Origin of the sequence: Planococcus chinensis (assembly GCF_020071995.1) — a bacterium.
GTDB lineage: Bacteria > Bacillota > Bacilli > Bacillales_A > Planococcaceae > Planococcus > Planococcus chinensis_A.
The window spans coordinates 58,829-65,481 of sequence record NZ_JABWTK010000014.1 but is presented as its reverse complement, the minus strand read 5'-3'; the positions used below and the strand labels follow the sequence as shown (position 1 = coordinate 65,481).

Genomic DNA, 6,653 nt, shown 5'->3' with positions numbered 1-6,653 from the left:
GCCACACCCGTTCCCATCCCGAACACGGAAGTTAAGCTCTTTTGCGCCGATGGTAGTTGGGGGTTTCCCCCTGTGAGAGTAGGACATTGCTGGGCCAAGTAAAAAAAGCCGTTGCCGGTATTTCCGGCGGCGGCTTTTTTGTGTTTTCTTTTTTTATTATTCAAAACACAACTGAGCAAAAGTAATCATTTTTGTTTAATTTTCTTCTAAGGATTGAACTTTCAGATTTGGGGGAAAAGCTTAAGAGAGGTGATGGTGATGAAACCGGGATTGTATAAAGTAGAGACAATTGATAAAAGAACGGCTTTGTTAACCCCTATCAATGGAGACTCTGACCAGTACACTTTTCCAGTAACAGATTTTACGCATGATGTTACTGAAGGTGATGTAGTCGAAGTGTGGCGTGAAGGAACGAAATGGCTAACTAAATACCGAGAAGAAGAAACAAAATCCATCTCAAGCCATGCAAAAGATTTCATGAAACGAATATTAGATAAAGAGTAGAACTTTAAAAGCCCTGGGATTTTTCTCAAGGCTTTTTTTAACGTACGCCTTCTCCAAATCATTCTATTTGAATTCCTTAAAATGCATAGTGTATAATAAAGTCAAATATAGTCAAAGTCAGCTTTTGACATATTATGTATCGAAGAGGTGAAGGCGATGCGGAATATTTCAGATGTGATTGAAGGTTATTTGAAAGAAGTTATCGAATTAAGCGAGAGAGACCATATTGAAATAAAGCGAAATGAAGTAGCAGAAAAGTTTCAATGTGTGCCATCTCAAATAAATTATGTGATCAACACTAGGTTTACTGTAGATAGGGGCTACTTGGTTGAGAGTAAAAGAGGCGGCGGCGGTTATATCCGCATCAAACGAATCAGAATGCATCAGAAATCAGATGTGATTTCTGATATTATCGGTCGCTTGGAAAATGGAGCTACTCAAAGCATGGCTGAGGATATTGTTTTTCGACTCTTGGATGAAGAAGTTGTATCCAAACGAGAAGCAAAATTAATATTAAGTGCCATCGACCGCTCCACTTTGCTTTTGCCTTTGCCGGTACGAGATGAAGTAAGAGCAAGGATACTAATTGCTATGCTCTTCACTTTAAAGTATCAGTAAAACACATAAGGGGTGATAAAATGATTTGCGATCAATGCGGAGAACGTCCTGCTTCCGTAATTGTTAAACAAAAGGTGCAGGGACAGATGACGGAGCGTCATTTATGTCACGTCTGTGCTGCTGAAAACCACAACTTAAATTTTGTTTTCGAACAAGATCCTATGGCAATTCATCAATTGTTGTCTAATTGGTTTCCTAAACAGCAAACCTCAGTAAGTCCAGTGAAAAAAGAAGTGGCGGTTTGCCCTTCTTGCGGATTTACTTTTACAAAGTTTTTGGAGCTGGGGAAATTCGGTTGTGCAACTTGTTATGAAGCCTTTGAACCACAGTTAGAAAACATCTTTAAACGGCTTCACAACGGCAATTTTGAACATGCCGGAAAAATCCCTGCTTCTTATGGAAGTACATTAAAGATACGAAAAGAGATAGAAGAATTAAGAAAGCTCATGCAAGTTTCAATTCAAAATGAGAATTTTGAAGAAGCAGCAAAATTCCGGGATGAAATCAAAGTATTAAATCTTCAGCTTGAAGGAGGTGTCCCGGATGGCAATTGAACGTTTTTTGCAACCTAGAGCCAGCAGCTGGATGGCGAATGATGGGGATAATGTAGATATTGCCATGAGCACCCGTATCCGGCTGGCACGCAATTTAAGTGACTTCCAATTTCCCTATTCATATTCGGAGGATGAAGCACTGAAAGTGGATAAAGAAGTGTCTTCTGTGCTCCTTGATAAAGCACATGAGTTGAATCATTCGTTTACACATATTAATATACAGGAAACCCCTAAGCTGCAAAGGGAAGTATTGGTTGAGAAACACTTGATCAGCCCTTACTTGGCAAATGGTACACACTCAGGATCAGTCCTGCTGTCAGAAAATGAAGAGCTTAGTGTTATGGTTAATGAAGAAGACCATTTGCGGATACAAAGTTTGCAATCGGGGTTCCATTTACAAGAAGCTTATCAGGCAGCCAACCAATTGGATTCCCTGCTGGAAAAAAATCTCTCCTATGCCTTCCATGAAAAGTTTGGTTATTTGACCAGCTGCCCTACAAATACGGGAACAGGAATGAGAGCCTCTGTTATGCTGCATTTGCCGGCATTGACGATGTCCCATCAGATTACGCGCATTATTCCAGCAATTTCACGTTTAGGAATGGTCGTAAGAGGTATTTACGGAGAAGGCAGTGAAGCTTTAGGAAATGTCTATCAAATTTCCAACCAAATGACTCTCGGTAAGTCGGAATATGATATTTTGCAGGATTTGCAGAATATGACCGAACAGATCATTCACCAAGAACGACTGGCCAGAGAAGCTATTTTAAACAATTCCCCTCTTGCTTTAGAGGACCGGATTTACCGGTCTCTTGGGACATTAACCTATTCCCGGTTATTATCTACCGAAGAAGCAGCAACTTGTTTATCGGATGTCCGCTTAGGCATTGATTTGAAAATGATCGAAGATATGGACATGTCCATTCTGAATGAATTGATGATTTTTATGCAGCCGGCTTTTCTTCAGCAATATGCCGGAAAACCGCTGCAGCCCAAAGAACGTGATGTTGCCCGCGCGAAATTATTCCGCGAGCGTTTGAATAAAGAAAATGTAACCCATGAAGGAGAGGAATTCGCATGATGTTTAATCGATTTACACAACGCGCACAAAAAGTGCTTCAATTAGCTCAAGAAGAAGCTATTCGCATGAAACATGAATCAATTGGAACAGAGCATATTTTGCTTGGTTTAATTCGTGAAGGCGGCGGTATTGCTGCTAAAGCTTTAGAAGCTATCGAAGTTAATACGCAATTGATCGAAGAAGGCGTTAAAGAACTGGTGGGAGTCGGCGAAAAAGATGTCGGTCCGATCGTTCACTATACACCTCGTGCTAAAAAAGTAATTGAACTGTCTGTAGATGAGTCACGCAAGTTGGGCCATTCTTACATCGGAACTGAGCATTTACTGCTTGCGTTGATCCGTGAAGGTGAAGGCGTAGCGGCGCGTGTACTTGGAAATGCCGGCGTCAGCCTGAATAAAGCCCGCCAGCAAGTCCTGCAGTTGTTAGGCAGCAATGAACAGGCATCTACTGGAAGCAGCCCGAATGCTTCTGCCAACACACCAACTTTAGATGGTTTAGCTCGTGATTTGACACAAGTGGCACGTGAAGGAAGCTTGGATCCGGTTATCGGAAGAAGTCAGGAAATTACGCGTGTTATTGAAGTATTAAGCCGCCGTACGAAAAACAACCCGGTACTGATCGGTGAACCTGGCGTCGGTAAAACAGCGATTGCTGAAGGGTTGGCGCAGCAAATCGTTAACAATGAAGTGCCGGAAACTTTACGCGACAAACGCGTGATGGTATTGGATATGGGAACTGTGGTTGCAGGCACGAAATACCGCGGAGAATTTGAAGATCGCTTGAAAAAAGTGATGGACGAAATTCGCCAAGCCGGCAATGTTATTCTCTTCATCGATGAGCTTCACACATTAATCGGTGCTGGTGGAGCAGAAGGTGCGATTGATGCTTCAAACATCTTAAAACCTTCTCTTTCACGCGGTGAATTGCAATGTATCGGCGCAACAACATTAGACGAATACCGCAAATACATTGAAAAAGATGCAGCTCTTGAACGCCGTTTCCAGCCGATTCAAGTAGATGAGCCATCTGTAGAAGAAACAATTCTAATCATCAGAGGCCTTCGCGACCGTTACGAAGCGCATCACCGGGTGAAAATTACAGACGAAGCGATTGAAGCGGCAGCAAAAATGTCTGACCGTTACATTTCTGACCGTTTCTTGCCGGATAAAGCGATTGACTTGATTGATGAAGCGGGTTCTAAAGTAAGACTTCGCTCATATACAACTCCACCGGATTTGAAAGAGCTTGAAGCAAAACTGGATGCAGCCCGTTCTGAGAAAAACGAAGCGGTGCAAAGCCAGGAGTTTGAAAAGGCTGCTTCTTTGCGCGATGCTGAACAAAAATTAAAAGATCAATTGGATAAAACGAAAAAAGAATGGAAAGAAAAGCAAGGCAAAGAAGAATCCGAAGTAACAGTCGAAGATATTGCAAAAGTGGTATCGATGTGGACTGGCATTCCGGTTTCCAAACTGGCGCAAACCGAATCTGAGAAACTGTTGAACTTGGAAGAAATTCTTCACAACCGTGTAATTGGCCAAGAAGAAGCGGTAACGTCGATTTCAAAAGCGATTCGCCGTGCGCGTGCCGGATTGAAAGATCCGAAACGTCCGATTGGTTCGTTTATCTTCCTTGGGCCAACTGGTGTAGGTAAAACAGAACTTGCCCGTGCACTTGCTGAATCGATGTTCGGGGATGAAGATGCGATGATCCGCATCGATATGTCTGAGTACATGGAAAGACATTCGACTTCCCGCCTTGTAGGTTCGCCTCCAGGTTATGTCGGGTATGAAGAAGGCGGCCAGCTGACTGAAAAAGTCCGCAGAAAACCTTATTCTGTCGTCCTGCTTGATGAAATTGAAAAAGCGCATCCGGATGTCTTCAACATTCTATTGCAAGTGCTTGAAGACGGCCGCTTGACTGATTCCAAAGGGCGCAGAGTCGATTTCCGCAATACCGTAATCATCATGACATCGAACGTTGGTGCAGAAGAGCTGAAATACAATAAATACGTTGGTTTCAACTTGGAAGATGCGAAAACGGATTATAAAGACATGAAGGGCAAAATGTTGGCTGAGTTGAAAAAAGCCTTCCGTCCTGAATTCTTGAACCGTATCGACGACATGATTGTGTTCCACTCGCTTGAAAGAGAGAACTTGAGAGAGATTGTGAACTTGATGTCGAAACAATTGACGGATCGTTTGAAAGAGCAAAACATCGATTTGGAATTGACAGAAGCAGCGCTTGAAAAAGTGGCGCAAGAAGGGTATGATCCTGAATACGGAGCACGTCCACTTCGCCGTGCACTTCAAAAACATGTCGAAGACCGTTTGTCTGAAGAATTGTTAAAAGGAACAGCCATTGCAGGTCAACGAATTGTGTTTGATGTCGAAGATGATGATTTTGTGGTCCGTACGAAAGAACCGATTGCAACTGAAACAAAATAAATAAGTTAAACAATCCGCTCGCCGGACTTCGGCGGGCGTTTTTATTTGGAAAAGGAGGCCCCACATGGCTAAGAAAAAAACGAAGTTTATCTGCCAATCGTGCGGTTACGAGTCAGCAAAATGGATGGGCAAATGTCCAGGATGCGGTGAATGGAACCAGATGGTCGAGGAAGTGGAAGTGGCAGCTCCTAAAGGAACGCGCGGTGCCTTCCAGCATTCCGCTACTGTTTCCCAAAAAGCGACGCCGATCAACTCGATTAAAACGCAGGAAGAACCCCGTGTAGAGACGAAGATGGGCGAGTTGAACCGCGTGCTTGGCGGCGGCATTGTGCCGGGTTCACTGGTATTGATCGGCGGAGATCCGGGAATCGGGAAATCCACACTTTTGCTTCAAGTTTCTGCGATGCTGGCCAATAGCGGCAGCCGCGTCTTATATATTTCAGGAGAGGAATCCATCCGCCAAACCAAATTGCGGGCAGAACGGCTGGATGCATCTTCTTCGGAATTGTATATCTATGCAGAAACCAATTTGGAATTGATTCACCATACGATTGAAGAAGTAGCGCCTGACTTTGTGATCGTTGACTCTATCCAGACGGTCCATCACCCGGAAGTAACTTCAGCTCCGGGAAGCGTGACGCAGGTCCGGGAAAGTACAGCGGAATTGATGCGCATCGCGAAAACAAAAAACATTGCCATTTTCCTTGTCGGGCACGTGACGAAAGAAGGGCAGATTGCGGGGCCGCGGATTCTTGAACATATGGTGGATACCGTGCTTTATTTCGAAGGCGAGCGCCACCATACGTACCGCATTTTGCGCAGCGTGAAAAACCGCTTTGGTTCAACAAATGAAATTGCGATTTTTGAGATGCTGCAAAGCGGTTTGAAAGAAGTATTGAACCCGTCGGAACTGTTTTTGCAGGAACGGTCGAGCGGAGCAGCCGGATCAACGGTTGTAGCATCGATGGAAGGAACCCGTCCGATTCTCGTGGAGATTCAGGCATTGGTTACGCCTTCAAGCTTTAACTATCCGAAACGGATGGCAACAGGAATTGATCAAAACCGAGTTTCGCTGATCATGGCAGTGCTGGAAAAACGTGCTGGGATGCTTTTGCAGGCGCAGGATGCTTATATCAAAGTGGCCGGTGGCGTAAAGCTTGATGAGCCCGCAATCGATTTGGCGGTGCTTGCGAGCATTGTTTCAAGCTACCGTGACAAAGCCCCGAATGTTTATGACTGCATCATCGGCGAAGTCGGACTGACCGGCGAAGTGCGCCGCGTATCGCGGATTGAACAACGCGTGCAAGAAGCAGCAAAATTAGGATTTAAACGCGCAATTGTGCCAGCTTCCAACCTCGGCGGATGGGATTACCCGGAAGGCATCCGGGTCATTGGCGTTGAAAGTGTAAATGATGCATTAAAAGAAATATTTCCACAATGAGGGGGCACTTG

6 protein-coding genes and 1 rRNA gene are annotated in these 6,653 nt (G+C 44.4%); all 7 read left to right on the top strand.

Going from position 1 to position 6,653, the window contains the following annotated elements; genetic code table 11:
- Window positions 1-95, top strand: a 5S ribosomal RNA gene (gene rrf / locus HU147_RS17385); the annotation flags it as partial.
- Between the two features lie 163 nt (window positions 96-258).
- Window positions 259-504: a hypothetical protein gene (locus HU147_RS17380; protein ID WP_224077370.1), complete on the top strand. Its 246-nt coding sequence runs from the start codon at window positions 259-261 to the stop codon at window positions 502-504.
- Window positions 505-660: 156 nt separating this feature from the next.
- The gene (locus HU147_RS17375) at window positions 661-1,122 is read left to right on the top strand and encodes a CtsR family transcriptional regulator (protein ID WP_224077373.1); all 462 of its coding nucleotides are present in this window, start codon (window positions 661-663) and stop codon (window positions 1,120-1,122) included.
- A 20-nt stretch (window positions 1,123-1,142) separates the two neighbouring features.
- Entirely contained in the window at window positions 1,143-1,676 is a 534-nt protein-coding gene (locus tag HU147_RS17370) for a UvrB/UvrC motif-containing protein (protein ID WP_224077369.1), read from the top strand.
- Window positions 1,666-2,757, top strand: coding sequence for a protein arginine kinase (locus HU147_RS17365; protein WP_224077368.1), 1,092 nt, complete (start codon window positions 1,666-1,668; stop codon window positions 2,755-2,757). The genes HU147_RS17370 and HU147_RS17365 overlap by 11 nt, the downstream gene beginning before the upstream one ends.
- Window positions 2,754-5,201, top strand: a complete 2,448-nt coding sequence (gene clpC, locus HU147_RS17360) for an ATP-dependent protease ATP-binding subunit ClpC (protein ID WP_224077367.1) — start codon at window positions 2,754-2,756, stop codon at window positions 5,199-5,201. Before HU147_RS17365 ends, clpC begins: the two co-directional genes overlap by 4 nt.
- Before the next feature lie 64 nt (window positions 5,202-5,265).
- On the top strand, window positions 5,266-6,642 hold the full coding sequence (gene radA / locus HU147_RS17355) for a DNA repair protein RadA (RefSeq protein WP_224077366.1): 1,377 nt from the start codon (window positions 5,266-5,268) through the stop codon (window positions 6,640-6,642).
- Window positions 6,643-6,653: the final 11 nt, after the last annotated feature.

Excerpts from the sequence above, each read along its gene's own strand:
- HU147_RS17375 (WP_224077373.1), top strand. The coding sequence starts at position 661 with ATGCGGAATATTTCAGATGTGATTGAAGGTTATTTGAAAGAAGTTATC.
- clpC (WP_224077367.1), top strand. The coding sequence starts at position 2,754 with ATGATGTTTAATCGATTTACACAACGCGCACAAAAAGTGCTTCAATTA.
- HU147_RS17370 (WP_224077369.1), top strand. The coding sequence starts at position 1,143 with ATGATTTGCGATCAATGCGGAGAACGTCCTGCTTCCGTAATTGTTAAA.
- HU147_RS17380 (WP_224077370.1), top strand. The coding sequence starts at position 259 with ATGAAACCGGGATTGTATAAAGTAGAGACAATTGATAAAAGAACGGCT.
- HU147_RS17365 (WP_224077368.1), top strand. The coding sequence starts at position 1,666 with ATGGCAATTGAACGTTTTTTGCAACCTAGAGCCAGCAGCTGGATGGCG.
- radA (WP_224077366.1), top strand. The coding sequence starts at position 5,266 with ATGGCTAAGAAAAAAACGAAGTTTATCTGCCAATCGTGCGGTTACGAG.